Genomic DNA, 25,829 nt, shown 5'->3' with positions numbered 1-25,829 from the left:
CTATATCTTGGCGGACATCAATCCTGATCTGATCAACTTGTACAACATTATAAAACAAACGCCATCGCGGTTTGTGACGGATGCGCGCGCGTTTTTCTGCCAAGAGTACAACCAAAAAGAGCGTTATTTGGATGTGCGCCGCGAGTTTAATCTCACCACGGATCCCTACTTACGTTCGCTGTTTTTCCTTTATATGAATCGTCACGGCTTCAATGGCTTGTGTCGCTACAATAAAAAGGGTGGCTTTAATGTCCCCTTTGGCTCCTACAAAAAACCTTACTTTCCGGAAAAAGAACTGGCGGTTTTTGCCGAAAAAGCGCAACGGGCAGAGTTCGTGTGTGAGGGGTACGCGGAAAGCTTTGCCCGAGCAAGCAAAGGCGACGTGATTTACTGTGATCCGCCGTATGCGCCGCTCACCGCCACGGCAAACTTTACCACCTACGCCACCAATGGCTTTACGCTGGACGATCAAGCCTTACTGGCCGAACAGGCTGAGCAGGCCTCTGTCAGCCAAGGGGTCCCGGTTCTTATCTCTAATCATGATACGCCTTACACCCGCCGCCTATACCGTGGCGCGTCGTTTAATGTCGTGAAAGTGAAACGCACCATCAGCCGTAATGGCCAAGGTCGCAATAAAGTGGATGAGTTGCTGGCACTGTTCGCTCCGCCATCTTCTAAGCAGTAACGTTTCCCTCCATCCCGACCGTTAGGCCAACACACTGACTAACGCCAGCAAAGCGGCGACAAAGATCCCAATCATCACCACACCGGTGATGATATACGCCGCCGGCGAATCATGGCCAAAATCTCGCTCGCGATTTTGTTGCGATTGGACGCCAAATAATGCCGCGATGACGCTTTTCATAACGTCAATGAGCCTAGGTTTTTTATCCATGATGCCTCCTTTTTTGGCGCCTCTGTTTACTCTAGTCAAGCGACGATAACTTGTCAGTGTCAGCGATGAGAAAACCGCGAACGGGTAAGACTTCACGGCCAATATCGGGTAGAATTGCGGCAACTTTTTGGTAATTGAGGCGACCGTGCTATGAAGGATTTTTTGATCGCGCCATCGATTTTGTCTGCTGATTTTGCGCGACTGGGTGAAGAAGTGGACAAGGTGCTCGCCGCGGGGGCGGACGTGGTCCATTTTGATGTGATGGATAATCATTATGTCCCCAACCTCACCTTTGGTGCCCCGGTTTGTCAGGCGTTACGTGACTATGGCATTACCGCCCCCATTGATGTCCACTTGATGGTTAAACCCGTCGACAGGATTATTCCGGATTTTGCCAAAGCTGGCGCGAGTATGGTGACGTTTCATGCCGAGGCCAGCGAGCATATCGATCGCACGTTACAACTGATCAAAGAGCATGACATGAAAGCGGGTCTGGTCTTTAACCCGGCCACCCCCTTGCACCATCTTGACTATGTGATGGATAAGTTGGATATGATCTTGCTGATGTCGGTCAACCCGGGGTTCGGCGGTCAGTCATTTATTCCTACCACGCTTGATAAACTGCGGGCAGTGCGTGAGCGTATTGATGCCAGCGGTCGAGACATCCGTCTCGAAATCGATGGTGGGGTGAAAGCGAACAACATCGCGGATGTTGCTGAGGCCGGCGCAGATATGTTTGTGGCGGGCTCCGCCATTTTTGGTCAGCCGGATTACAAGGCTGCCATTGATGAAATGCGTGCCGAACTGGCAAAAGTAGAAAGGTAATGAAGTCGTATGAGCCTGCGTTATATTGCATTTGATTTAGATGGCACCTTAGTTGATAGCGTGCCAGATTTGACCCAAGCGCTACAGATGATGCTGGCGGATTTGGACCGATCCACAGTGAGCGTGGCCGAGGTGACCGGCTGGATTGGCAACGGTGCCGATATCATGATCCGTCGCGCCTTGTCGCGCGCCCACGCGCACGATCCCGATTTAGACCCAGCCTTGGTGGCACAAGCCAGAGAGCGCTTCAATTTCCACTATGAAAACAATGGGCACGAAAAGACGGTGTTGTACCCTGGGGTGAAAGACACCTTGAACCACTTACACCAGCAAGGTTATCAACTGGGGGTGGTCACCAATAAGCCCTACGCCTTTGTGCCGGCCATTTTAGCGGATTTAGGCCTGGCCGAATTATTTACCGATGTGATCGGCGGCGATAGTTTATCGACCAGCAAGCCTGATCCTGAAGGCCTACACCTGCTTCGCGACAAGCACGGATTAACCAATGCCCAGATGTTGATGGTCGGTGATTCAAAAAATGATATTTTAGCGGCCCAGAATGCCGGATTCGCCTCCGTTGGCCTGACCTATGGCTACAACTATGGCGAGCCTATCAGTGACAGCCGACCTACCTATATCTTGGATCAGTTTAGTGAGTTAGGTTCTGTGGTTGCTAACCACTCCGTATAACGCGTTTAATAAGTAAATTAAGACCGCCCCCACGGGCAATATGTAAAGGAATCAAATCATCATGAGTCAACCTTCAAAACCCATTGTATTGAGTGGTGTGCAACCCTCTGGCGAGCTAAGTATTGGTAACTATCTGGGCGCGTTGCGTCAGTGGGAACAGATGCAAGATGATTATGACTGCCAATATTGCGTGGTGGATTTACATGCGATCACCGTCCACCAGGATGCTGACGCGTTACGCGAAGCCACGCTTGATGCCTTAGCCCTTTGCTTGGCGGTGGGGGTGAGCCCAGAAAAAAGTAACCTGTTTGTGCAGTCACACGTGCCTGAGCACGCGCAACTGAGCTGGGTCCTTAACTGTTACACCCAAATGGGTGAGCTAAACCGGATGACCCAGTTCAAAGATAAGTCGCAGCGCCATGCTGAGAACATTAACGCGGGATTATTTAGTTATCCGGTATTGATGGCGGCAGACATTCTTTTGTATCAAACCAACCAGGTGCCCGTTGGTCATGACCAAAAGCAACACCTGGAGTTGGCGCGTGATGTGGCGACTCGCTTTAACAATCGTTATGGCGATGTATTTGTGCTCCCAGAGCCGTATACACCCGACGTCAATGCCCGGGTCATGAGCCTGCAAGATCCGACCAAAAAAATGTCTAAATCGGACGATAATCGCAACAATGTGATTGGTTTGCTGGAAGACCCTAAAGTGATCGCGAAAAAAATTAAACGTGCGGTGACTGACTCCGAAGAGCCACCACGGGTGCGTTTCGATATTGCGCAAAAGCCAGGGGTGTCTAATCTGCTTGGATTATTGTCGGGCGCCACGGGTGAGTCGATTGACGCGCTCGAGCAAGCCTACGAGGGCAAGATGTACGGGCATTTGAAAAAGGATACCGCAGACGCGGTGGTCGCTATGCTTGAGCCGTTGCAAGCGCGTTATCACGAGTACCGTGCCGATCGCGCATTGCTTGATAGTGTGATGCAAAAAGGGGCTGCTCATGCCTCGGCGCGCGCGCAAGAGACATTGTGCAAAGTCTATGATGCAGTGGGCTTTGTTCCTCGCGTATAGCACGTCACTAAACGATGGCAAAAGCAGCGGGTGAAAGCTCGCTGCTTTTTTTTAACATAACTGAACCAGCTTCTCACTTCTAATTACTTCATCAATAATCGCTGATTCCGGTGCGATTCATATCACGTCATATCCTGTACCTATCATGAATAATACACTCGATTTTCGAGTAAACACTCAATTACGTGAAGGAACAGGTATGAAAAAGCCAATGATGTGGTCACCGCTTGCGCTGGTAATGGCGGGGATTGCACTGCCCGCGGCGGCAAAAGCGCCACTTACCGAGAACTACCAATGTGGGGTGACCACCCCGACCCCCATTTATGCCATTCAAGGTGATGGTGCACGGAGCCCGCTCGTCCCAGATGGCCAATATAGCTCAGACAAAACCTATGCCGTACAAGGGGTGGTGACGGCGATCACCCAAGGCCTATACAAAGGGGTCTGGATTCAAGATCCGCAAGGCGATGGTAACCCGGCAACGTCCGACGGATTGTTTGTCTATTTGCGTGACGCGCAAGACTTAGACTTGGTGCCCGGTGATACGCTTTGTGCCAGCGGGAAAATTAAAGAGTACTACGGCCATACCCAGCTAGGTGTCACGGACGGGCAGGTAGCAAAGGGGGCTTACCAAGGTGACGTGCTACCCACTGCTATCCGTGTAGGGGCCGAGGAAACCCTCGATCAGGCACTGGAGCGCTATGAAGGCATGAAGGTGACCATGGACGCTGACAGTGAATTAGTGATCACCCGTAATTTCGGTTTTGATTACGATGCGTTCCGTAACAACATGGTGTTATCGCATCAGGCCCCTTTGTATAAACCGACACAATGGCATCCAGCGTTAACACCAGGTGCTGAGGCGCTGGCAGAGAAAAATGCCCAAAACCAGCTTTATATTGAAACCGATAAAAAAGCGAAAGATGGCGAGATCCCGTACTTCCCTGGCCTCGATGCCGAGCAAGGCTATTTGCGGATTGGCGATCGCATCGAACGGTTAAGTGGTGTGCTGGGCTATAGCTACAGCCAGTATCGTCTGGTGGCGACTAACACCATCACCGCTGGGGATATTGTGCATCGCAATGACCGTCAAGCGGCGCCTAAAACGGTACCAGGCACAGATATTAAGGTCGCGAGCTTTAATGTGCTTAACTACTTTACTAGCGCCAGTGCAGTCGGTGGCCCACTCAATGTCACTTGCGAGGATCAGGCGGATGCCGATGCAAACCGCGGCTGTAATCGCGGGGCAAAAACGGCGGCTGAGTTTGAACTGCAACGCGCGAAAATCGTTAACGCGTTGACGGCAATGGATGCTGATATCATTGGGCTGATGGAGATTGAAAATAACGGATTTGCAGCGGGTAGTGCCATCGATGATCTGGTGACTCAACTTAACGCCCAGTTTGCAGATCCCCGTGATCACTACCAATTTGTTGAGCCGAGTGAGGCGGAGAAAACCCAAGGCGCTTACTTTGGCTCTGATGCCATCATGGTAGGCATGATTTATCGTCCGGCGACAGTCGCATTAGCAGGTGATGCTCAGGCTATCCCAATGCCGGAACAGCATATCAGTGGCGAAAGCCCAGACGGAGAAACCAAGACACTCGACAAATACCAGCGTGATAGCTTGATCCAACGCTTTATGGTCAATGATCAACCTCTGAGTGTGGTGGTGAATCATTTTAAATCAAAGGGCTCGGGCTGTTATGAAGATTGGATTGCCGGCGAGTTTGATAGTGAAACGGCTGATCTGCAGGGGCGTTGCAATGAGTTCCGCGTCTCGGCGGCGGTAGCATTAGGTGAGCGATTAGACACCGTGGATGGCGATGTCCTGATCTTGGGTGACCTAAATGCGTACGCCAAAGAAGATCCTGTTCGTGTGCTGACGGACTATCAGCGCCGCGAGGGGCAGCGCGACATTCTCACCGCTGCGGGCACCGAAATTCGTGGTGTGCCTATGCATGCAACCGGCCAACCGGTGGAAGAGGGATTGGGGTATACCAATTTGGCCACCGACTGGCTAGGGGACAAAGCCTATTCATATTCGTTCTCGGGTGAGCTGGGTGCCTTGGATCATGCTTTGGCCAATGCCAGCTTGGCGAGCAAAGTGGTTGGCGTGGAAGAGTGGCACATTAACTCGGTAGAAAGCACGCTGTTTGAATATAGCCGCAAATATACCGGCGATTTGGTGAAATCGGACAATGTGTTCTCATCCTCTGATCACGACCCTGTCTTGATCTCGCTTGACTACCCAGAGCCTGTGGTGCCTGTTTCTGTGACCGTGAACAATCGCAGCATTTTACCCATTGTACCGCTGCTTAATGGGCAAAAAAGCCCGGCTCATGCGTGGATGAAATGGCGCGCGACGCGCACGTTCAACCAAGCCAGTCCTTTGGTTCAATCCTTGGAGTTAACCGCAGATGATCGTATCGCGGTGTCGGTAAAAGCCTTGGGGCTGTTCCCTGTCTATTGTGGTCGTGCGCCTGCCGATACGCCGATGACAGKGACATACACTGGCTTTCGCTGTCAGTTAAACCGTTAACCAATAAGCATCGTCCCAGGTTCACGCTAGGATGACGCTCTATAAGCACTGTGTTAGCATCATGCCGGTTTTCAATCGCATGGCCGAGCACAGTGCTTCTTATCATCGATAACTACGATTCTTTCACCTATAACTTGTATCAATACTTTTGTGAATTGGGCGCGTCTGTTTGCGTCAAACGCAATGATGCGATTAGCTTGGCGGAGATAGAGGCGATGGCGCCCACGCATATCGTGGTCTCGCCAGGCCCTTGTACCCCCGATGAGGCGGGGATCTCGCTGGCGGTGATTGAGCACTTTGCGGGAAAGGTTCCCCTTTTAGGTGTTTGTCTAGGCTACCAAGCCCTGGCGCAAGTATTTGGTGCTAAGGTGATACGCGCGAAGGCAGTGATGCATGGTAAAACATCGCCCGTCGACCACAAAGAACAAGGTATCTTTGCGCATTTGCCAAGCCCGCTTACTGTCACGCGATATCACTCCTTAGTGGTGGATCCACACAGCTTACCTGCTTGTTTGATGGTAACAGCGACCACCACGGAGGCGGATGGGCGCGAAATCATCATGGGGTTAAAACACCGAGAGCTGGCGGTGGAAGGGGTACAATTTCATCCAGAAAGCATTCTCACCCAAGAGGGGCATGCGTTACTGGCCAACTTTCTCCAACAATAACCCCGTCAACTAAAGGTCACGACCGTTTTAAGCGCCATGACTTGGGGCCATCTCAGTCGTGCGCTATTACACAGTATTGCACTAAATCGCGATCTTTATCACTAATTTTACATTTCGCGATTTTTGACTGCCTTATCAATGGCTGCAACCTTATGCAGCCTGGGTATTCTCTCCCTTCAGTCTTGCCTATTTGGCATCATAGCCTTGCTTGCTCTGCGCTTCTCCCTGCTCACAGTTTATGCATAACTATCTCTGTAAACTGCATGAGTTCGGTTACCCTGCTGAAAACAAAACATAATCTGCTATTGCTGCAGTTAAAATAATGTAAATACTATGCGTCATAGATAAAACACAGAAGGATTGAGTGATGACAATGGAGCACAAAGTAGAACGTAAACTCTTCGACGAAGTCATGGTGCCATGTTACAACCCAATGCCGATGATCCCGGATCATGGTAAAGGGTCGCGTATCTGGGATCAGGAAGGTCGAGAGTATATCGATTTTGCCGGTGGTATCGCGGTGAGCTGTTTAGGTCATTGTCATCCGGTCATGGTGGATGCACTGACTGAGCAAGCGCAAAAGCTGTGGCACTTGAGCAATGTGATGACCAATGCGCCCGCGTTGCGCCTCGCCAAACGCCTCACCGAGCTTTCCTTTGCCGACCGCGTGTTTTACGCGAACTCAGGCGCCGAAGCCAACGAAGCAGCGCTTAAACTGGCGCGCCGCTGGGCAAAAGAGGAGCACGGCGAGCACAAAAGTGAAATTATCGCGTTCACCAAAGGTTTCCACGGTCGCACCTTCTTTACCGTGACAGTGGGCGGTCAGCCTGCCTACTCTGACGGTTTTGGTCCAAAGCCTGGCGATGTTACCCACCTTCCTTACAACGATATTGCCGCATTGGCTGACCATATTTCCGATCGCACCTGTGCGGTGATGATGGAGCCATTGCAAGGTGAAGGTGGGATCGTGCCGCCAGAGCCAGGCTTTTTGCAGGCCGTGCGCGAGCTGTGTGATAAGCACAATGCGTTGCTGATATTTGACGAAGTGCAAACTGGCAATGGCCGTACTGGTACCTTCTATGCCTATCAAGAATCAGGGGTCGAGCCAGACATTCTGGCGACGGCTAAATCATTGGGTGGCGGTATCCCCATTGGTGCCATGCTTACCACCGAACGTCTCGCGGCACATATGAAGCCGGGTGTTCATGGCTCCACCTATGGCGGTAATCCATTGGCGTGTGCGGTGGCAGAAGCGGTGGTCAATGAAGTGACCAAGCCTGACGTCTTAGACGGTGTGATGGAGCGCGAGCAATGGTTCCGTGATGGTTTAGAAGCGATTAACGATAAGTACGGCATTTTCAGTGAAGTCCGTGGCAAAGGCTTGCTACTCGGTGCGGCACTGAACCAAGACTGGGAAGGCCGTGCACGTGATATTCTGGTTGCCGCGGGTGAAGAAGGCCTGTTGGTATTAGTCGCCGGCCCAAATGTGGTGCGGTTTACTCCCTCATTGGTGATTACCAAAGCCGATATTGAAGAAGGGATGGCACGCCTGGAGCGCGCGATTGCGAAGGTTGTTGCAGGATAAGCGACCTCATACACTCGGAGGGATTTGAGATGTTAGTTATTCGGCCTATCCGTGCATCAGATTTTGATGCACTGATGTTGTGTGCGGAAGCGTCCGGCCACGGGTTTACCTCGTTGCCGGTAGATGCCGATTTGCTCCAAGGGCGAATTGATAATTCGTTAGAAAGTTTTGCCAAAAAGGTGACTGAACCTGGCCCGGAAGGGTATTTAATGGTCGCTGAAGATTTAGAAACCGGCGAAATTGCGGGAACAACAGGTATCGAAGCCGCGATTGGTCTCGACAATCCATTTTACAGTTACCACCTGACTAAGGTGGTGCACTCGTCGCGTAAATTGAATGTGCACAACATTGTGGAAGTGCTGACGTTTGGCAACAACTACACCGGCACCACAGAGATCTGCACCTTATTTATGCGCCCTGAGTTTCGTGGCGGCCTAAACGGCAAGCTTTTATCTAAGTGTCGGTTCTTGATGTTGGCACAATTTCCCGAGCGTTTCGCAGACGTGGTGTTTGCAGAAATGCGTGGCGTGTCGGATGACGACGGCAACTCGCCGTTTTGGCAATGGTTGAAGGATAACTTCTTCAACATTGACTTCACGTTGGCCGACTACCTCACCGGGATTGGGGCCAAGGGCTTTATTGCCGACTTGATGCCAAAATTACCGATTTACGTGAGCTTACTCAGTGAAGAAGCACGTGCTGTCATTGGGCAAGTGCATCCAAATACCCGTCCAGCACTGCGTTTGTTGGAAAAAGAGGGCTTTTCGTGCCGAGGTTATGTCGACATCTTTGATGCCGGCCCCACGGTAGAATGCTTACGTCACAATATCGAATCCGTGCGTCATTCTTTCAACGCCTCGGCAAGCGTCAGAGAGCACAGCAGCGCGCAGGACTATTTAATATCGAACACGGAGTTTGCCGGTTTCCGCGCCACGGCGGCGAAAGCGGCGGTCGATCATGAAACCAATCAGGTAGTGATTAGCCCCGCGGTAGCAGACGCATTGAATGTAAAAGAAGGCGATCAGCTGCGTTTGATTGCCATGGAGGGATAAGATGACAACGCAATCAGCAGGCCATCTGATTAACGGTGAATGGGTCAAAGGCGAGGGTGAGGTAATGACCTCGCAAAATCCCTTTGATAGTCAATGTATTTGGCAAGGTGAAGAAGCGACGCGCCCTCAGGTTGAACAAGCGGTGAGTGCCGCTCGTGAGGCCTTCCTCCGTTGGCGAAATACCGACTTTGCCGAGCGCCAAGCGCTGGTTGAACGCTTTGCCGAGATAGTAAAAGCGAATACCGATGATTTAGCGCGCACTATTGCTGAAGAGACGGGCAAACCGTTCTGGGAAACCAAAACCGAAGTCGGTGCCATGGTAGGCAAAGTGGCGATTTCATTGCGCGCTTACCACGAGAGAACAGGATCCCGCGAGAAGGACGTCAATGGCACGCAARCTGTGTTGCGTCACCGTCCGTTAGGTGTGATGGCGGTTTTTGGTCCGTACAACTTCCCGGGTCATCTGCCCAATGGCCACATTGTTCCCGCATTACTGGCCGGTAATAGTGTGGTGTTTAAACCCTCAGAGCTAACGCCAAAAGTGGCGGAGAAAACGCTGGAATATTGGGTAGAGGCGGGGCTGCCGCATGGCCTTATCAATTTGGTGCAAGGTGGCCGTCATACCGGTGAGGCACTGGCGCAAGCCCGAGGCATTGATGGTTTGTTGTTTACCGGTAGCGCCAATACCGGCCATATCCTCCATCGCCAGTTCGCCGGTCAGCCCGATAAGATGTTGGCGCTAGAAATGGGGGGAAATAATCCCCTAGTGGTCAGTGATCAGTTTGGTGATTTAGACGCCACCGTCTATGCCATCATTCAGTCCGCGTATCTCAGTGCGGGGCAACGTTGCACCTGTGCACGCCGCCTGCTGCTGCCTGAGGGAGAAGTGGGTGACAAGATCTTAACGCGCCTAGCACAATGGACAAAAACCGTGCGAGTGGGCGGCCAGTTTGATGATCCGGCCCCGTTTATGGGCGCACAGATCTCAGTGGCAGCGGCGGAAGGTATTTTGGCCACACAGCAAAAGTTGGTCGACCTCGGCGCGAAGCCGGTGATTGAGTGTGAACATCAGCATGATGCGGTGATCTCGCCAGGGATCTTGGATGTCWGTGGTATCCAAGACTTGCCGGATGAAGAGTATTTTGGTCCGCTGCTGCAAGTGCAGCGCTATCAGAATATGGTCGATGCGGTGACCAAAGCCAATGACACCCGTTATGGGTTGTCTGCTGGGCTCATCAGTGAAGACGATGGGGAATGGCAATATTTCCTTRACCATATTCGTGCCGGGATTGTTAACCGCAACCGTCAATTGACCGGAGCCAGTGGCGATGCACCCTTTGGTGGGCCAGGCGCGTCGGGGAACTTACGCCCTAGCGCGTATTATGCGGCAGACTATTGTGCTTATCCCATGGCCTCCATGGAGGGCCAGCAGGTAGTGCTGCCCGAGACGTTCGCCCCCGGTATACCGACGCAACAGGACTAAGGAGAGCAACATGGACAGTGGCCAAGCGTTATTCGACAAACTGTGGCAGGACTACATCAACCGCCTGTGCCCATCAGCACACAAGGTGCATGCCTTGTTAGAAGAAGGGCAGCCTTTGATCAATRATCATATTGCCTTGCGGACATTTGGATTACCCAAGGTTGGGCTTGAGGTATTGGCGCGCCCCTTCCTGGCGTTAGGCTATCAGCAAAAAGGGGACTATACCTTTGAAGCGAAAAAGCTCAACGCCTGCCATTTTGAGCACCCCGATCCTCTGATGCCAAAAGTCTTTATTAGTGAGTTGATGGTCGAGCAATGCTCGCCCGCGCTTCAGGCGATTGTTGAGAAGCTGGTGGCACAAGTTGATGCGTCGTCACTCACAGGCAGTGACTTTCTCCATCAGGGTCGCTTGTGGGATCTTGACTGGGCAACCTATCAAACACTTGCCGAAGAGAGTGAATATGCGTCTTGGGTGGCGGCACACGGTTATGGTGCCAACCATTTTACCGTGAGTGTGAATCAGCTGAATGCGCATGATGATTGCCTCTCGGTGAATAACCAATTGCGCGACAATGGCTTTGCGATTAACGAGTCAGGCGGGGAAGTCAAAGGTGACGCGTCGGTGTATCTGGAGCAATCCTCCACCATGGCGGATCGCGTGCCAGTTGCTTTTTCTGATGACACGCAAACCATCCCGGGTGGTTTTTATGAGTTTGCTAAGCGTTATGTTCTGCCCAATGGTGAGCTTTACCAAGGTTTTGTGGCTGCCTCGGCAGACAAAATCTTTGAAAGCACCCATTAGTGCGCCACACATCGCTTAATCGACATCATAGGGAAAAGGGAGCGTATGCTATGCTCCCTTTTTTATCGTCTATTCAGCCTCGATATCGAGCCAATACGTGTCTGGAATCGCTTGTGTTTCGTTGCTTAAATGCGGGTTATCGACCCGGATCACGGTGCGTTCATCAATGTTGGCTTTTTCAAACGTTTCTTTGACCAGCGGAGCGTTGTTGAAAAACTCAATAAATGATCCGTCTTGGTATGCCGCTTCAAAAGCACCATTCAACATGTCGGCGACGTCAGCATGTTGCGGAGACACAAACAGGAACATCGGGAAGCGATAGATCAGCATCAGGTGCGGGTCAACTAACAGATTACCGTATTGTGGCCGCTCGGCTAATTCACTAAAAGGCTCAATCAAGGCACGCGGGAAGAGATCAGCACGACCTGTATCAACCACTTTGAAAATATTTTCAAAGCTCGATATTTCGCGTACGCGAAATCCCGCTGAGTTGAGCACCTTGACGTCGGCCCAGCCCTGTCCCTGAATCATGGTAAGAGACTGCAAATCACCCGCGCTACTTATCTGAGCGAGTTGGGGCTCTGTGGTTTGGTTGGTAATAAACAGGCGATGGCCGAGTAGACCACGAAACACGGGATAGCGAATGGGGATCAGTTCAGATTCCAGCGTGCGGTCGGCACCCAGCCAGTCGATAGTGAGCTTGCCTTGCTTGAGCATTTCCACCTTACGAGACTGAGAGCCAATTTGGCCGTCAAAAGCTTGCAAGGTGACAGGCTCTCCTGATTTTTCGGCAAGAAACTCAATCAGCTCAATGGCATAGAGATCAAGCGCCGACCCAGCGCGTGGCTCGGGGTGCACAATTGTGGTATTGGACACGGCATGGGCTGAAAGCACAGAGAGCGCCAAGGCGGTGAGAGAAACCATGAGTTTTTTCATAAACGATACCTTGTTAGTTTTATGTTAACCATATCGTTTTGAGTGTAGAAGTTATCCAGACGCTTGCCAGAAAGCGGAGATAAAAAAACCGACGCCAGGGCGTCGGTTGGTGATACAGAGAGCGGCGCAATTAGCGTGTGCCGTATACCACGATGGTTTTACCGTGTGCGGAAATGAGGTTTTGCTCTTCCAGCATTTTGAGGATACGTCCCACGGTTTCACGCGAACAGCCGACGATTTGGCCAATTTCCTGACGAGTGATCTTAATTTGCATACCGTCAGGGTGTGTCATGGCATCCGGCTGTTTAGCCAAGTTCAACAAGGTTTGCGCGATGCGGCCTGTGACGTCCAGGAAGGCGAGATCCCCGACCTTTTGGCTCGTTACCTGCAAACGACGCGCCATTTGTGAAGACAGGCGCATTAAGATGTCAGGATTCACTTGAATGAGCTGGCGGAACTTCTTAAATGAAATCTCTGCCACTTCACACGGTGATTTAGCGCGCACCCAAGCAGTGCGCTCTTGGTCTTCTTCGAAAAGTCCGAGCTCACCAATGAAGTCACCTTGGTTAAGGTAAGACAGGATCATTTCCTTGCCTTCTTCATCTTTGATCAGTACGGCCACAGACCCTTTCACGATGTAATACAAGGTCTCCGCCTTCTCACCTGCATGGATAAGCGTGCTTTTAGACGGATACTTATGAATATGACAATGTGAAAGGAACCACTCGAGTGTAGGGTCTGTTTGAGGTTTTCCTGGAACCATATAACTTATTTCCTCTGCATGTGTTGCCCGGCAACAACGTCCTATCTTTGTCTGAGGGGTAACCCATCAGATCATTGCACAGAATACGAAGTCTGAACGCGGGCTACAAGCTCACTGTATGTTAACAAGAGTGTATCTTTTTTTGTTGGTGATTTCTTGATTTTGATCTAGGCCAACCGCCTAAAAATCTGGCAAAAACGTGGCTAAGATCACGGCTTGAGAAGTAATACATCATGGATGCGCTACGCCTTAGCCAATCTTGCCTTTTTCTATCAATTGTTGGATCAATGGACGGATGATCAATTCCATCGCAAAGCCCATTTTTCCTCCCGGTACCACTAAGGTGTTATGCCGTGACATAAACGACCCGGTGATCATTTGCAACAGATAAGGGAAGTCGACGTTTTTCATTCCACGAAAGCGGATCACCACAAAACTTTCATCCAAAGACGGGATACCTTTGGCATTTAATGGGTTTGAGGTATCTACCGTCGGCACGCGTTGAAAGTTGATATGGGTGCGAGAAAACTGCGGGGTGATGTAGTGCAGGTAATCATCCATTGAGCGCACAATCGAGTCGGTCACCGCCTCACGAGAGTGGCCTCTATCGCGCGTATCGCGGACAAATTTTTGAATCCACTCTAGGTTGACGATCGGCACCATTCCAATCAAGAGATCGACATGCTGTGCAACATTGACATCACCATCGACCACTCCGCCGTGCAGTCCCTCGTAAAACAATACATTGGTATTGTCGGCTAAGTCTTGCCATGGCGTGAAGGTGCCAGGCATTTGGTTATAGGGCACCGCTTCATCAAAGGTATGTAAATAGCGGCGATATTTCCCGGTGCCTTGCTCACCATACTCACGGAAAAACTGCTCTAGCCGCGGGAAATCGTTGGCCGTGGGGCCAAAGTAGCTGATATGTTTGCCTTGTTCACGTGCTTTACGGATCTCGACGTCCATTTCAGGACGGGTAAAGCGATGAAAGCTATCCCCTTCTAGCCAGGCCGCTTTGATGTTCATCATCTGGAACATCTTTCGGAAGGCTTCCGAGGTGGTGGTGGTACCGGCTCCTGATGAGCCGGTGACCGCAATAATAGGATGTTTAGCCGACATGACGCGCCCTGTCATTCAGTCTGAATTTGTATCGCGATACGGCGTGTACTGCGATGCTAAGAGCCGAGTGCTGTTTTACGACGAATATCCACTGTCTCGTGCAACTCGGAATATACAATCACGGCGTCCCCGGATTGCAATTGTTGGCGAACATCATCCACTTTTTGTGCAAAGCTGACTTCTTGCTCACCATAATCGGTTCCTTCCCGTAACACAAAGTGCTCGATTAACGCTGTCAGCGTCTCGTCAGGAATCGACTGCCATGGAACCATCATACTACATCACCTTTTAGTGATCTCAGGATGGCATCCTCGGATGCCTGATGTGAATGTTGTGAATTAGCTCGCATTTTACCCGATCATACCAGTCAATGCAGTGGTTCTCTTTGCTTCCTTTGACGGTGCTAACGCGCCGACTTACTCAGTGACTCATGCGGCAAATAAGCGGCGAGCCAGCCAGGCACCGCTTGCTCAAGCCAAAACTGAGGTTGGCGCCAACTACCGGCGACAAAGCCAACATGGCCGCCATGCTCAGTGAGTTGATAGTCAATGTTCGCGGGTAATGGGGAGGTTGGGATCACCGCGTCGGTCATAAAAGGATCGTCTTTGGCATGAATGATGGCCAACGGTGTCTTAATGGTATTAAGCACGGAAAGGCCGCTACAGGCGTGATAATAATGGTGCGCATCGTCAAAGCCATGAAGCGGGGCAGTCACGGTTTGGTCAAACTCGAACAAGGTTTTTATCGTCGGGCGCTCCCCCGCGTGCCATCGGCCCACTTGCTGATGACGTGTGAGTTTTTCCGCTAGGGTTTGGCGCATCGAGCGCAACAAATAGGCTTGATAAATACGGGAAAAGCCTTGTTGGATACGCATCGAGCAAGCGGCAAGGTCAAGTGGCGGCGACACGGCGCAACCACAGGCCACGATGGGATCATCGTGATAGTCCGCCAGGTAACGCACCAGCATGTTCCCCCCCAAAGAGACCCCGACTGCGCCAATTTGACTCTTTGGATAGGTTTGACGTAAATGGGTGAAGAAGGCACGCGCGTCCTGGGTTTCTCCCGAGTGATAGGTTCGCGCGGCACGATTAAGGCGGCCACTGCAGCTGCGAAAGTGCATCACCACGCCGCACCAACCTTGGCGTTGGAAGGCCGCGAGCAAGCCGTTGGCATAGGGGCTGTCGAAACTGCCTGCTAAGCCATGGAATAAAACAACAATCGGCTGTCCAGGCTGCGGCTGATGTGTCCATGCCAGATCGACAAAATCGCCATCAGGCAGATCAAATTGCTGCCAGCGAGGGGTGAAAAGCGGGGCTCGACGCAAAAAGCGAGGCAACAAGGTTTGTAAGTGCGCGTTCCGCGCGCTGGGAATGGGTTTAAACGGTGTCATCATGGTTGCTTCCCTCTTCCTCGGCGGGCGTCACCTTCAGTGATGTATATAGGTTGCGTGCTGATGGTGACAGCTGACGGCAATAGTAGGCGAGAGGAGAGGCGGTGTCCGTGAGCCAGGTTTGACGATTGAGGGCATCGACTAAATCTTGCTGTTGGAATTTTTCTAAACTGAGCTCAAAGTTGAGCATTTTTTTGTACTGCCCACTGCCGACCCGCGGCTTCAACTCTCGCCGAAGGTGACGATAGGCAATAAGCAAATGCTCAGAGCGGCTTAACGCATGCTTCAGTTGTGTGAGGCTCTCGGGCGCAAGCCCATAGCCGTGTTGTTCAATCCAGGCGAGTAACAAGGCAAGATTCACGTTGCCTTGGTGCTCGTCTTGCAGCCTGAGGCAAGCTTGCTTTACCTCGGGCTTGCCATAATGATGTAAACAAAACTGCCACAGGTCGGCGGGATTCGCCATCCCAGGGGTTAGTCCTGATTGAATGTCGCCTCCAGGGCTTCCAGCTCTTCTTGTCGCTCCATCCATTCTTGTTCCACCTCTTCGAGCGTCGATTTAGCATCCGCTTGACGTTGCAATTGCGCCGTGAGCCGCGCCTTATTATCACTGTGGTAAATCTCGGGGTCCGCCAACTGATTTTCTGCGTCAGAGATAATGGCAGAGAGTTGTTCTATCTGTGTGTCGAGATTGTCAATTTTTTTCCGCAAAGGCGCGGTTTGCTTACGTAACTCGGCATCGCGGCGTTTTTGTGCTTTACGATCCACCTGTGTTTGTTGCGGCGCCGTTTTCTCCGCGGCCGCTTGTTTTTTGCTCTCAGCGCGATCAGCGCGCTGTTGATCGGTCAGCCAACGGTGATAATCGTTCAAGTCTCCATCAAAGGGTAGCACTGCGCCATTGTCGACCAAATACAAGTCATCGGTGGTGGCGCGCAGCAAGAAGCGATCGTGACTGACAATCACCATCGCACCCTCGTAAGACTGCAAGGCGAGTGTCAGCGCTTGGCGCATATCCAAGTCCAGATGGTTGGTTGGCTCATCGAGTAACAGTAAGTTCGGTTTTTGCCATACCAATAAGGCGAGCACCAAGCGGGCTTTTTCGCCTCCAGAGAAGGGCCCGATGGGCTCGAGCGCCTTGTCGCCTTGAAAGCCAAACCGGCCGAGAAAATCACGTAAGGTTTGCTCAGCGGTGGTGGGGGCTAACCGGTTTAGGTGCTGAAGTGGCGTATCGTCGATGCGCAACGTATCGAGTTGGTGTTGGGCAAAGTAGCCAATTTTCACCCCTTGTGAATAGGTTAATTCACCGGCCATGGCGGGTAAGCTGCCCGCGAGGAGTTTAATCAGGGTCGACTTACCCGCCCCATTGCGCCCCAGCAAGCCAATGCGTGCCCCCGGTACCAGGTTAAGGCGAATGTTTTCAATAATAGGTGTCTTATCATAACCCGCCGCCACTTTGTCCATCATTAAAATGGGGGTGGGTAAGGCGTCCGGCGTGAAGAAGGTAAAACTAAACGGGTTATCGTATTGCGCGGGCAATACCTTCTCCATCCGCTCAAGGGCTTTGATCCGGCTTTGCGCTTGGCGGGCCTTGGTGGCTTTGTAACGAAAGCGATCGATATACGATTGCATGTGGGCAATTTGCTTTTGTTGCTTTTCGTACTGCGCCTGTTGTTGGGCCAATTTTTGCGCGCGCATTTGCTCAAAGTCGGAATAATTACCCGTGTATTCATTGAGCTGTTGATGCTCGATGTGAATGATGCGATTGACAACAGGATCCAAGAAATCCCGGTCGTGAGAGATCAACACCAAGGTACCTGGATATTGCTGTAGCCATTTTTCTAGCCACATGACCGCATCGAGATCTAGGTGGTTAGTGGGTTCATCGAGCAACAATAGATCAGAGCGACATAATAGCGCTTGTGCTAAGTTCAGCCGCATTCGCCAGCCACCTGAGAACTGGGTGAGTGACCAGTGGATTTGTGGTTGGCTAAAGCCCAAACCATCTAATAAGCTGGCCGCACGCGCTTCAATGGTATAACCACCAATGGCATCCAATTTATCGTGTAACATCGCCACCGCGTTACCGTCATCACGGGCTTCGGCGTCGCGTAGGGCTTGCTGTAGCGCGCGGTATTCGCTGTCGCCATCAATCACGTACTCGAGCGCGCTTTTGTCGAGCGCGGGGGTTTCTTGCGCCACCCATGCTACCTGCCACTGACTCGGGTAGTCACAATGGCCGGCATCCAACGATAATTGATGGCGCAGCAAGGCAAACAGACTCGATTTGCCACAGCCATTTTTGCCCACCAGACCGACTTTGTCGCCCGGTGAGATAGTGGCAGAAGTGTGGTCAAGCAGGGGCTTACCCCCTCGAAGCAGTTGAATATCGGAGAAGCGAATCATGATTTCTCAGTCTGTCTCGGGTTGATGGGTGCGCATTGTCGCGCGGTCGTTATACCAGCTTGATACCGGGATTGCCAAATTCTACCGCGTCATCCCACTGGTCAGACACAGACGGGGCATGTTTGTGTGTTAAAGTTAAAAACACGGAATAAATGAACAGATTGCGTTCTGACCATAATCATAAGACAAGGAAGCCTATGCCCCGAGATAAGGCTGAAAGCCCCTCTCTTCCCAAGGTACTGGTGATTTTTGCTCACCCCGACCCCGATGAATCCGTTGCCAATCGTCGTTTAATTGAGGCCATTACGCCGCTGGCCCATGTCAGCGTGCACGATATTTACGCCGCCTACCCGGATTTTGTGGTGGACGTCCATCATGAGCGCGCGTTGGTCACTGACGCCGATGTGTTGGTCTTTCAGCATCCACTGCAAATGTATTCCTGTCCGGCGCTGTTGAAAGAGTGGATAGATGTGGTGCTCGGGAAAGGGTTTGCACATGGGCAAGGCGGGGATGCGTTGGCCGGTAAAACCTGCCGCTTTGTGGTGACCACCGGGGGAGCGGCCGAAGCGTTTAGTCAACAAGGTTACAACAAATATTCGATGGCCGAGCTACTGCAGCCTTTTGAGTTAACCGCCTCATTATGTCGGATGGATTGGATCCCACCGTTGGTCTTGCACTGGGCGCGCCGCGTTGGCGATGCCGATCGCGAAGCGTTTGCTGAGATTTATGCCGATTGGCTCGCTGACCCATTGGCGCACCAAGGAGGCGAGGATGGATAACAACCTCTTATCGGTGGCCTTTGTTTTTTTATTGGCGGCGGTGATTGCGGTTCCTCTTGCCCAGCGCTTGGGTATGGGCTCGGTGCTTGGCTATTTGCTGGCAGGCATAGTGATCGGGCCCTGGGGGCTGGGCCTGGTCCGTGATGTGGATGCGATTCTCCATTTTGCCGAATTTGGCGTGGTGCTGCTGCTTTTTCTGATTGGCTTGGAGCTTAACCCTAAAAAGCTATTGAAAATGTGGCGCCCTATTATCGGCCTTGGTGGTAGCCAAGTGGTGCTGACCGGGATCGTGATAGGGTCATTAAGTATCTTCGCTGGGCTCACGTTGCCACAAGGCGTGGTGATCGGGGCGGGGCTGGCGCTTTCTTCTACCGCGATTGCGATGAAAATCATCGAAGACCAACGTTTAATGCGCAGCGAAACCGGACAATCTGGATTTGCCGTTTTATTATTTCAAGATATCGCCGTGATCCCGATACTGGCTGTGATCCCAGCGTTGGCCGGTGGCAGTGCTGGCAGTTGGCTCGACGTATTATGGATGTTTGTCGGCATTGGTATTTTGCTGGTGGGCGGTCATTTCCTTCTGCGTCCGCTGTTTCGTTTAGTGGCCATGAGCGGCGTCACCGAGCTATTTACAGTGACCTCGCTGGCCTTGGTGATCGGGATTGCCCTGGCGATGCAAGCGTTAGGCCTATCGATGGCGCTGGGGGCGTTTCTTGCGGGCGTATTGCTTGCGGAAAGTGAATACCGTCATGAATTAGAAACCGCGATTGAGCCTTTTAAAGGTTTGTTGCTTGGGCTGTTCTTTATTGCAGTGGGAATGACCGTTGATCTCGGTCTATTGCTCGACTACCCACTGGCCATACTGGGAGCGGTCGCGGCGTTGATCTTGGTGAAGACCTTGCTGCTTTATGGCTTGGCGCGTGCCTTTGGGGTGGTGCCAAAAGCGCGCAGTCAAATGGCGGTATTACTCAGCCAAGGGGGAGAGTTTGCGTTTGTTATTTTCAATGCAGCGCGTAGCCAGGGCTTACTTGACCAAGAGTTAAACGCGTTTTTGTTGGTGGTGGTGAGCTTGTCGATGATGACCACGCCTTTAATGCTGACGCTTCAACAACGCTGGTTTGCTCGCACGTTTAATGAGCCTGAAGAAGCGCCACCACAAGGGCAGTTTGAGCAGGCCGATGCGCGCGTGATCATTGCCGGTTTTGGTCGCTTTGGTCAGGTGGTAGGCCGGTTGATGTTCGCCAATAAAATTGGGGTAACCATATTAGAACGTGATCCGACGCAAATTAAGCTGCTACGTCGTTTTGGCTATGAAGTGTATTATGGCGACGCAACCCAGCTCAGTTTATTACGGGCGGCAGGCGCGCATACCGCTGAAGCGATTGTGATTTGTACCGACTCGCCTGATGAAGTGATGGAGATTGTTGATCTTTGTGCGCGCCATTTCCCTAACCTTAAAGTAATGGCGCGGGCGCGGAGTCGTGTCGAGGCCTATCAATTGATGGCACAGGGCGTGGATCAATTCTCGCGTGAAACCTTTTTGGGGGCCCTTGAGCTCGGGAGGCAGACGCTAGAGTCACTGGGTATGCATCCGTATAAAGCCAAGCGAGCCGAAATTTTATTTCGTAAGCTGGATATGCGGGTATTGCAAGATCTCTTGCCGCAACACAGCGAAGACTTGGCGACGGCCTCCCGAGCGAAAGAAGCACGCAAAGAGTTGGAAGAAATTTTTGACCGAGAAATGCGTGGTGATAGTGAGCGGCACCAAAGTTGGAATCGAGATGAGTAAGGTGTTGAAGTGAAAAAACGTTTCATTGCTGGGGCAGCGTGCCCGGCGTGCCAACAGCTCGATACGTTACGAGTATGGCGCGAAAATAATATTGACAAAGTAGAGTGTGTCAGCTGCGATTATCATGATAGTCGGTTGCCTGATTCGGCACAACAGTCACACTCTGGTGCCGAGTCAGCAGAGAATGTCATTGGGATCTTTAAACCGGAGTAGGGGATCCGTTATCATCGTCAGTCCATTTACCTTCCGGTCTCGGAGCGAGCATGAAAATTGCAAAAGATGTGGTAGTCAGCCTGGCTTACCAAGTAAAAAATGAAGATGGTGCACTTGTTGACGAATCAACAGCACAAGAGCCTCTCCAATACCTGCACGGTCACCGTAACCTGATTGTAGGTCTTGAGAACGCGCTGGAAGGCCGCGAAAAARGTGAGAGCTTTGACGTGACTGTAGGCCCAGATGAAGCCTACGGTGATTACCAAGAAGCTATGGTACAACGCGTACCAGCTAACGTATTCCAAGGCGTAGACCAAGTAGAAGTGGGCATGCGCTTTATGGCAGAAACGGACCAAGGCCAAATCCCAGTTGAAGTGACGGAAGTGGATGGTGAAGAAGTGGTAGTTGACGCTAACCACATGCTAGCCGGTCAAACCCTGTCTTTCTCTGTGGAAGTGGTTGACGTTCGCGAAGCGACAGAAGAGGAAGTGTCTCACGGTCATATTCACCAAGACGGTGAAAGCTGTGGTCACGACCACTAAGACGGTATCCGTCTGTGGTGAATGAAAGGCGCCGAATGGCGCCTTTTTCGTATCAATAGTGTGGTGGCGGGGTTTCTTCTGCTTGGCTGGCAATGTTTTCCGGCTCTATGTTTTTTAACTTACTGACTAAGTATTGAATTTGCACTGTCATACGCTCAATGTCCCCCTGCTGCTGGGTTAACGCGTGGTTGAGCTGCTCGATGGTGTCTTCTTGAAAAGCGACCTTATATTCCAGGTCGTCGATTTGCTGCTGTAACTTATCAATCTCGCTCATACTGCTCTCTCGCTATTGCGCGTCGGTTAACCAAGCTTGGGCGATACCGGCTGATGTCCCGGAAATCACTCGCCCGGTGGGGTCGATAGCCACATCATACACGACTGCGCTAGGTGGGCGAGTGTCTGGTTGCGCCAAGGCTTGCCAGCGGCCAATGTTTTCACCGCTTTGTACGTCCCATAATTCGACCCGCTGTGAGGGGGTGCCTGTGGCCAACTGACGGCCATCATCGGAAAAACGGGCACTGGCGTAAATCGCTTGGCGAGCAAAAATATCCAGCTCACTTACCTTTTCACCACTGGGCAAAGCCCAAATCACCGCGCGATTGCCGCCATCAGAGACGAACGCGTATTGCCCTTCACGATGCAAGGCCACTTGCTTAACCCGTTGATCATAGGCGAAGTCGTTGATAATTTGCCCCGACTCGGTATCCCAAAAATAGGCATGATGGTCATTCCCCCCTGACAGAACGTAAGCACCATTGGGGGAAATCGCGACCGCATTGACTTTATCGCGATGCGCAAGGAACTCTAGGCGCCTTCCCGTGCCTAAGTCGATGAATAATGCTTTACCGCTAGACATGGCCAGTACCAGCTTTTCACCATTGTTGCTGATCGCGGCATCGCGGATGATGCCGTCAGAAATAGACCAGAGTCCTTGAGACTGGCTCCAAGCCAGATCCCAAACGGCAAAGTTTTGTGCCGTTGCGGTGATAGCGTAGCGCTTATTATCGGAAATATGGCTGACCACGACAGGGTTGGCATTGGGATCTTGCGGCCCTAGCTCCGCCAACTGCTGATTGGTGACCAGATCCCACAGCACAATGTCGGTTTCGTCCGAGGCGAGTAAAGCAAAACGGCCATCGCGGCTAAGACTAAAGCTGGTGGCGCCCTCAGGGTGGATTGACCAGCGCTGGGCTTCTTTGCCAGACTGCCAGCAGCCCGTTAGGCTGCTTAACAGAATAAAAATGCCAACAATGTGGCGGATTTTGGGCATCATACTTGAGTTCCAGAGTGTGCAGCCATATAACCACGAGTATATGGATAGAATCAGGCTTTCGCATGGTGGATGCGTCAGTAAATACAATACGAGGATTAATCCTTACCATCAACGGAGTACCCAATGAAATCAGTAATGAAGATGTCGCTACTCGCGGCAACCGTTGCCTTTGCCGTCGGCTGTCAACAAGAAGACGCAAAAGTAGAGCAAACCAACCAAGCGGCTGAACAAGCTGAAGCGGCGTTTGCCAACGAAGACGACAAAGCAGCCTACGCGATTGGCGCTTCTTTGGCGCAATACCTCAACGCCAACTTGGAGCAGCAGGCCGAAATTGGTCTCGAGCTGGATAAAGAGGTGGTATTGCAAGGGGTGCAAGACGTCTTTCAAGGTGAGTCAAAGTTAACCGATGAGCAAGCACAGTCGGCGTTGCAATCGCTTGATCAGCGTGTGACCAAGCTTGCCCAGCAACAAGCAAAAGAAAAAGCAGAAGCCGCGATCGCTGACGGTGAAAAATACCGCACTGAGTTCGCGCAGAAAGAAGGCGTGAAAGAAACTGATTCTGGGCTGTTGTACAAAGTCGATAGCATGGGTGATGGTGAGAAGCCATCAGCAGAAGATACGGTTGTGGTGCATTATAAAGGTACCCTGACTGACGGTACGCAATTCGATAGCTCATACGATCGTGGTGAACCGGCCACTTTCCCACTCAATCGAGTGATCCCTGGCTGGACTGAAGGGGTGCAGCTGATGCCGGTCGGCTCTAAGTTTACCTTTGTTGTACCGCCAGAGCTGGCTTATGGTGACCAAGACACCGCATCGATTCCTGCCAACTCAACCTTGGTATTTGATGTTGAGTTGCTCGAAATCAAAGATGATGCGAAAGAAGGTGATAGCGCGAGCCAAGGCTAAAAGCTAAGGTCTTGACCCGTGATACCAGCCCCGGCGTTGCCGGGGCTTTTTGCATTTTTAGATAGGAATTCTGTTAAACTGAGCGCAGAGCAATAAAGATAAATGGTCGAATAAGGGTAGGCGTACGTGGTACCGACAGAGGGTTTTGGCGCGAACATTATGACGGAAAGTGAGCTCATCGAGCCCAATCCACTTAACCAACAAGACAGCATTATCTTGCAGTCCTACTCGGCCGTGGTCGATGGGCTAGCCGCCTTGATTGGTGAGCACTGTGAAATCGTGCTGCATGCATTAGACGATTTAAATAAGTCGGCGATAAAAATCGCCAACGGTGAAAATACCGGGCGTCAGGTGGGTTCACCCATCACTGACTTAGCCTTGCGCATGCTGCGTGATATCGAGGGCTCCGAGCGCAACTTCTCTCGCGCTTACTTTACCCGTGCGAAAAGTGGCACCTTGATGAAATCAATCACGGTGGCCATTCGTAACGGGGACAACCGCATCATTGGGCTGTTATGTATCAATATCAATTTAGACGCGCCTTTTTCTCAGGTACTGCAAGCCTTCATCCCCGACGACCAAGCGAAGCAAGCGGCCTCATCGGTTAATTTTGCCAGTGATGTGGAAGAGCTGGTGGATAAAACGGTCGAGCGAACCGTTGAAGAGGTGAATGCGGATAAGACAGTGTCTAACAATACCAAAAACCGCCAAATCGTCATGGCGCTCTATGATAAAGGGATTTTTGATATCAAAGATGCCATTAATCGGGTCGCGGCTAGGCTGAATATCTCTAAACACACGGTGTACCTCTACGTTAGACAACGTAAAACCGAAGAGGCGGCGTCATGAAATTGCAATATGTGTTAGTGGTCACGGAGCCGGCTTACGGCACACAAATGGCACGTACCGCGTATCAGTTTGCTTGTGCGGCAATAGAGGCTGGGCATCAAGTCAGTAAGGTATTTTTCTATCAAGATGGTGTATTGAATGGGGCAGCGAGCACTGTCCCTGCAAATGATGAATTTGATTTGGTGGGCGCGTGGCAAACTCTCGCGCGAGATCATCAGGTGCAACTGGAAACGTGCGTGGCGGCGGCGCTGCGCCGTGGTGTGATCAGTGATCAGGAAGCGGCACAACATGGGTTATCGCAAAGCACCTTGGCAACCGACTTTTCCCAAGCGGGGCTTGGGGCGCTGGCGGAAGCTTTATTGACCGCCGACCGTGTGATGCAATTTTAAGAGGGCAGTGATGAAAATAGGGTTTGTTTTTTCCTCGGCACCTCATGGCAGCGCAAGTGGCCGAGAAGGGCTTGATGCACTGCTTGCTGCGTCCGCCTTTTGTGACAACTTGGTGGTGTTTTTTATCGGCGACGGTGTCTTTCAATTGCTTGAAGGGCAGCAACCGAGCCAGATTTTGAGCCGTGACTATATCGCCAGCTTTAAAATGCTCCCCTTGTGTGATGTCGAAGCGATTTATGCCTGTCAGGCCTCGTTGACCGCACGAGGACTTGAGCAAACGTCTACGGTGCTGTCGACTCAAGCGTTATCCGTCGAGCAAATCAAAACGCAGCTGTCAGGCTGCGATCGCATTCTACATTTTTAAGGAGAAGGCCGTGCTTCACCTGGTCAAACACTCACCATACAGCCGTCAAGCCTTGGCACAGTGCTTAGACTACGCGCCATCGAACAGTGCGATTGTCTTGATCAGTGATGCTGTTGTCGCCGGGGTGGCGGGGAGCGAGTGGGCAATCCGATTGTTTACCGAGACGCATGCTGTTTATTTGCTGAAAGAGGATGTGGACGCTCGTGGGCTTGGTGAGAAACTACACCCCAGTGCTGAGCTGATTGATATGCATCAATTGRTCGATTTGAGCGCTGAACATGTCACGCAAATGACATGGTAATCGGCTAGTCTTTGTCGTGTGTGAAAATCCCCCGCGTGCTGTTCGAAAAACAAACAATGCAAAGATCTCTGTATAAATCTTGACACCCCATACCCCGACGCCTAAAATTTCGCGTCCCTGTTGTATTGGGGCTAGATTTTTCACACTTATACGTTAAGTAATATCAGGAGCTATTTAATGGCAACTATTAACC

29 protein-coding genes are annotated in these 25,829 nt (G+C 51.6%); 19 read left to right on the top strand and 10 right to left on the bottom strand.

Annotated features, from left to right (window positions below):
* Positions 1–685 (top strand): Dam family site-specific DNA-(adenine-N6)-methyltransferase (locus tag BZG14_RS10025; protein ID WP_077608662.1); only part of this gene is annotated, 685 nt, incomplete at its 5' end.
* Between the two features lie 21 nt (positions 686–706).
* Here BZG14_RS10025 and BZG14_RS10020 read toward each other — a convergent pair.
* A complete protein-coding gene (locus tag BZG14_RS10020) occupies positions 707–895 on the bottom strand; it encodes a DUF2970 domain-containing protein (RefSeq protein WP_069361854.1) in 189 nt (62 codons plus the stop codon).
* A gap of 150 nt (positions 896–1,045) precedes the next feature.
* Here BZG14_RS10020 and rpe point away from each other — a divergent pair, with 150 nt between their 5' ends.
* The 9 genes from rpe to BZG14_RS09975 all read left to right on the top strand — a co-directional run bounded on the left by rpe (position 1,046) and on the right by BZG14_RS09975 (position 11,617).
* Complete coding sequence (gene rpe / locus BZG14_RS10015; RefSeq protein ID WP_077458663.1) at positions 1,046–1,720, top strand: ribulose-phosphate 3-epimerase; 675 nt, start codon at positions 1,046–1,048, stop codon at positions 1,718–1,720.
* Positions 1,721–1,729: 9 nt separating this feature from the next.
* Positions 1,730–2,410 (top strand): phosphoglycolate phosphatase, encoded by a 681-nt coding sequence (locus BZG14_RS10010; RefSeq protein ID WP_077458662.1) that lies wholly within the window; start codon positions 1,730–1,732, stop codon positions 2,408–2,410.
* A gap of 61 nt (positions 2,411–2,471) precedes the next feature.
* Positions 2,472–3,485, top strand: coding sequence for a tryptophan--tRNA ligase (trpS, locus tag BZG14_RS10005; protein ID WP_077458661.1), 1,014 nt, complete (start codon positions 2,472–2,474; stop codon positions 3,483–3,485).
* 199 nt (positions 3,486–3,684) lie between these two features.
* Entirely contained in the window at positions 3,685–6,027 is a 2,343-nt protein-coding gene (locus BZG14_RS10000) for an ExeM/NucH family extracellular endonuclease (RefSeq protein ID WP_077608661.1), read from the top strand.
* A gap of 92 nt (positions 6,028–6,119) precedes the next feature.
* Positions 6,120–6,695, top strand: a complete 576-nt coding sequence (locus BZG14_RS09995) for an anthranilate synthase component II (RefSeq protein ID WP_077458659.1) — start codon at positions 6,120–6,122, stop codon at positions 6,693–6,695.
* Between the two features lie 367 nt (positions 6,696–7,062).
* Positions 7,063–8,280 (top strand): aspartate aminotransferase family protein, encoded by a 1,218-nt coding sequence (locus BZG14_RS09990; RefSeq protein WP_069361848.1) that lies wholly within the window; start codon positions 7,063–7,065, stop codon positions 8,278–8,280.
* Between the two features lie 29 nt (positions 8,281–8,309).
* The gene (gene astA / locus BZG14_RS09985; RefSeq protein WP_069361847.1) at positions 8,310–9,332 is read left to right on the top strand and encodes an arginine N-succinyltransferase; all 1,023 of its coding nucleotides are present in this window, start codon (positions 8,310–8,312) and stop codon (positions 9,330–9,332) included.
* A 1-nt stretch (position 9,333) separates the two neighbouring features.
* A complete protein-coding gene (gene astD / locus BZG14_RS09980; RefSeq protein WP_077608660.1) occupies positions 9,334–10,815 on the top strand; it encodes a succinylglutamate-semialdehyde dehydrogenase in 1,482 nt (493 codons plus the stop codon).
* A gap of 10 nt (positions 10,816–10,825) precedes the next feature.
* The gene (locus tag BZG14_RS09975; RefSeq protein ID WP_077608659.1) at positions 10,826–11,617 is read left to right on the top strand and encodes a DUF1338 domain-containing protein; all 792 of its coding nucleotides are present in this window, start codon (positions 10,826–10,828) and stop codon (positions 11,615–11,617) included.
* A gap of 69 nt (positions 11,618–11,686) precedes the next feature.
* On the opposite strand, the gene BZG14_RS09970 is transcribed toward BZG14_RS09975, so the two are convergent.
* The 7 genes from BZG14_RS09970 to BZG14_RS09940 form a co-directional block, all read right to left on the bottom strand.
* Positions 11,687–12,553: a hypothetical protein gene (locus BZG14_RS09970; RefSeq protein WP_077458656.1), complete on the bottom strand. Its 867-nt coding sequence runs from the start codon at positions 12,551–12,553 to the stop codon at positions 11,687–11,689.
* A gap of 130 nt (positions 12,554–12,683) precedes the next feature.
* Positions 12,684–13,316 carry a cAMP-activated global transcriptional regulator CRP gene (crp, locus tag BZG14_RS09965; RefSeq protein ID WP_002535199.1) on the bottom strand — a complete coding sequence of 211 codons (633 nt, stop codon included), beginning with the start codon at positions 13,314–13,316 and terminating at the stop codon, positions 12,684–12,686.
* Positions 13,317–13,565: 249 nt separating this feature from the next.
* Complete coding sequence (locus BZG14_RS09960) at positions 13,566–14,435, bottom strand: phosphoribulokinase (protein WP_069361843.1); 870 nt, start codon at positions 14,433–14,435, stop codon at positions 13,566–13,568.
* 56 nt (positions 14,436–14,491) lie between these two features.
* Positions 14,492–14,710: a YheU family protein gene (locus BZG14_RS09955; RefSeq protein ID WP_069361842.1), complete on the bottom strand. Its 219-nt coding sequence runs from the start codon at positions 14,708–14,710 to the stop codon at positions 14,492–14,494.
* 128 nt (positions 14,711–14,838) lie between these two features.
* Positions 14,839–15,828, bottom strand: coding sequence for a hydrolase (locus tag BZG14_RS09950; protein WP_077485790.1), 990 nt, complete (start codon positions 15,826–15,828; stop codon positions 14,839–14,841).
* Complete coding sequence (locus tag BZG14_RS09945; RefSeq protein ID WP_100297956.1) at positions 15,812–16,288, bottom strand: TIGR02444 family protein; 477 nt, start codon at positions 16,286–16,288, stop codon at positions 15,812–15,814. Before BZG14_RS09945 ends, BZG14_RS09950 begins: the two co-directional genes overlap by 17 nt.
* Before the next feature lie 8 nt (positions 16,289–16,296).
* Positions 16,297–18,225: an ABC transporter ATP-binding protein gene (locus BZG14_RS09940; protein WP_077458655.1), complete on the bottom strand. Its 1,929-nt coding sequence runs from the start codon at positions 18,223–18,225 to the stop codon at positions 16,297–16,299.
* 197 nt (positions 18,226–18,422) lie between these two features.
* Here BZG14_RS09940 and kefG point away from each other — a divergent pair, with 197 nt between their 5' ends.
* The 4 genes from kefG to slyD are packed head-to-tail and all read left to right on the top strand — an operon-like array spanning position 18,423 to position 21,551.
* Positions 18,423–19,004 (top strand): glutathione-regulated potassium-efflux system ancillary protein KefG, encoded by a 582-nt coding sequence (gene kefG / locus BZG14_RS09935; RefSeq protein WP_077458654.1) that lies wholly within the window; start codon positions 18,423–18,425, stop codon positions 19,002–19,004.
* Positions 18,997–20,796 carry a glutathione-regulated potassium-efflux system protein KefB gene (gene kefB, locus BZG14_RS09930; RefSeq protein ID WP_077608658.1) on the top strand — a complete coding sequence of 600 codons (1,800 nt, stop codon included), beginning with the start codon at positions 18,997–18,999 and terminating at the stop codon, positions 20,794–20,796. The genes kefG and kefB overlap by 8 nt, the downstream gene beginning before the upstream one ends.
* Positions 20,797–20,805: 9 nt before the next feature.
* Entirely contained in the window at positions 20,806–21,009 is a 204-nt protein-coding gene (locus tag BZG14_RS09925; protein ID WP_046074780.1) for a YheV family putative zinc ribbon protein, read from the top strand.
* A 50-nt stretch (positions 21,010–21,059) separates the two neighbouring features.
* The gene (gene slyD / locus BZG14_RS09920; protein WP_077608657.1) at positions 21,060–21,551 is read left to right on the top strand and encodes a peptidylprolyl isomerase; all 492 of its coding nucleotides are present in this window, start codon (positions 21,060–21,062) and stop codon (positions 21,549–21,551) included.
* Between the two features lie 52 nt (positions 21,552–21,603).
* On the opposite strand, the gene BZG14_RS09915 is transcribed toward slyD, so the two are convergent.
* Together BZG14_RS09915 and BZG14_RS09910 are read right to left on the bottom strand one after the other, a co-directional pair.
* Positions 21,604–21,825, bottom strand: a complete 222-nt coding sequence (locus BZG14_RS09915; RefSeq protein WP_077459360.1) for a SlyX family protein — start codon at positions 21,823–21,825, stop codon at positions 21,604–21,606.
* A 12-nt stretch (positions 21,826–21,837) separates the two neighbouring features.
* Entirely contained in the window at positions 21,838–22,821 is a 984-nt protein-coding gene (locus tag BZG14_RS09910; protein WP_077459381.1) for a WD40 repeat domain-containing protein, read from the bottom strand.
* Positions 22,822–22,947: 126 nt separating this feature from the next.
* Between BZG14_RS09910 and fkpA the strand changes: the two genes are divergently transcribed.
* From fkpA to tusB, 5 genes are all read left to right on the top strand, one after another.
* The gene (gene fkpA / locus BZG14_RS09905; RefSeq protein ID WP_077459362.1) at positions 22,948–23,733 is read left to right on the top strand and encodes an FKBP-type peptidyl-prolyl cis-trans isomerase; all 786 of its coding nucleotides are present in this window, start codon (positions 22,948–22,950) and stop codon (positions 23,731–23,733) included.
* Between the two features lie 159 nt (positions 23,734–23,892).
* Complete coding sequence (locus BZG14_RS09900) at positions 23,893–24,582, top strand: helix-turn-helix transcriptional regulator (RefSeq protein WP_077459364.1); 690 nt, start codon at positions 23,893–23,895, stop codon at positions 24,580–24,582.
* Entirely contained in the window at positions 24,579–24,971 is a 393-nt protein-coding gene (tusD, locus tag BZG14_RS09895) for a sulfurtransferase complex subunit TusD (protein ID WP_077459366.1), read from the top strand. The genes BZG14_RS09900 and tusD overlap by 4 nt, the downstream gene beginning before the upstream one ends.
* Before the next feature lie 7 nt (positions 24,972–24,978).
* The gene (gene tusC / locus BZG14_RS09890; RefSeq protein ID WP_077459368.1) at positions 24,979–25,335 is read left to right on the top strand and encodes a sulfurtransferase complex subunit TusC; all 357 of its coding nucleotides are present in this window, start codon (positions 24,979–24,981) and stop codon (positions 25,333–25,335) included.
* A gap of 10 nt (positions 25,336–25,345) precedes the next feature.
* The gene (gene tusB, locus BZG14_RS09885; RefSeq protein ID WP_158011742.1) at positions 25,346–25,636 is read left to right on the top strand and encodes a sulfurtransferase complex subunit TusB; all 291 of its coding nucleotides are present in this window, start codon (positions 25,346–25,348) and stop codon (positions 25,634–25,636) included.
* The last annotated feature ends 193 nt before the right edge of the window (positions 25,637–25,829 follow it).

The sequence above is a fragment of the Salinivibrio sp. IB282 genome, assembly GCF_001995685.1.
GTDB lineage: Bacteria > Pseudomonadota > Gammaproteobacteria > Enterobacterales > Vibrionaceae > Salinivibrio > Salinivibrio kushneri.
This window is presented reverse-complemented; position numbering and strand designations above follow the sequence as displayed.